General features: G+C 52.7%; 1 rRNA gene. It reads right to left on the reverse strand.

From position 1 onward, the window contains the following. Positions 1 to 14: 14 nt before the first annotated feature. Positions 15 to 1,569, reverse strand: a 16S ribosomal RNA gene (locus BMI76_RS10410). Between the last annotated feature and the right edge of the window lie 16 nt (positions 1,570 to 1,585).

A 1,585-nucleotide genomic window follows, 5' to 3' on the forward strand; every position in this document is an offset into this window, starting at 1 on the left:
TTACATTTCCTTAGAAAGGAGGTGATCCAGCCGCACCTTCCGATACGGCTACCTTGTTACGACTTCACCCCAATCATCCATCCCACCTTAGGCGGCTGGCCCCTTAAAGGTTACCTCACCGACTTCGGGTGTTACAAACTCTCGTGGTGTGACGGGCGGTGTGTACAAGGCCCGGGAACGTATTCACCGCGGCGTGCTGATCCGCGATTACTAGCGATTCCGACTTCATGGAGGCGAGTTGCAGCCTCCAATCCGAACTGAGATCGGCTTTCAGAGATTAGCTTGCCGTCACCGGCTCGCAACTCGTTGTACCGACCATTGTAGCACGTGTGTAGCCCAGGTCATAAGGGGCATGATGATTTGACGTCATCCCCACCTTCCTCCGGTTTATTACCGGCAGTCTCGCTAGAGTGCCCAACTTAATGATGGCAACTAACAATAAGGGTTGCGCTCGTTGCGGGACTTAACCCAACATCTCACGACACGAGCTGACGACAACCATGCACCACCTGTCTCCAATGTACCGAAGTAACTTCTTATCTCTAAGAATAGCATCGGGATGTCAAGACCTGGTAAGGTTCTTCGCGTTGCTTCGAATTAAACCACATGCTCCACCGCTTGTGCGGGCCCCCGTCAATTCCTTTGAGTTTCAGCCTTGCGGCCGTACTCCCCAGGCGGAGTGCTTAATGCGTTAGCTTCGGCACTAAGCCCCGGAAAGGGCCTAACACCTAGCACTCAGCGTTTACGGCGTGGACTACCAGGGTATCTAATCCTGTTCGCTACCCACGCTTTCGAGCCTCAGCGTCAGTCACAGACCAGAGAGCCGCTTTCGCCACCGGTGTTCCTCCATATATCTACGCATTTCACCGCTACACATGGAATTCCACTCTCCCCTTCTGCACTCAAGTCCTGCAGTTTCCAAAGCACACAATGGTTAAGCCACTGCCTTTGACTTCAGACTTACAAAACCGCCTGCGCTCGCTTTACGCCCAATAAATCCGGACAACGCTCGGGACCTACGTATTACCGCGGCTGCTGGCACGTAGTTAGCCGTCCCTTTCTGGTCAGTTACCGTCACTATGTGAACTTTCCACTCTCACATACGTTCGTCTCTGACAACAGAGCTTTACGATCCGAAAACCTTCTTCACTCACGCGGCGTTGCTCGGTCAGGGTTCCCCCCATTGCCGAAGATTCCCTACTGCTGCCTCCCGTAGGAGTCTGGGCCGTGTCTCAGTCCCAGTGTGGCCGGTCACCCTCTCAGGTCGGCTATGTATCGTTGCCTTGGTAAGCCACTACCTTACCAACTAGCTAATACAACGCAGGTCCATCTACTAGCGATACAGTTGTATCTTTTAAGACATGATCATGCGATCATCTCTCCTATGCGGTATTAGCTATCGTTTCCAATAGTTATCCCCCGCTAATAGGCAGGTTACCTACGCGTTACTCACCCGTTCGCGACTCACGATTATGGTGTAGCAAGCTACGGTTTAATCGTGCGTTCCACTTGCATGTATTAGGCACGCCGCCAGCGTTCGTCCTGAGCCAGGATCAAACTCTCTTCATAGTTTGAGCTCTCACTC

The organism is Streptococcus sp. 'caviae' (assembly GCF_001937065.1).
Taxonomy (GTDB): domain Bacteria; phylum Bacillota; class Bacilli; order Lactobacillales; family Streptococcaceae; genus Streptococcus.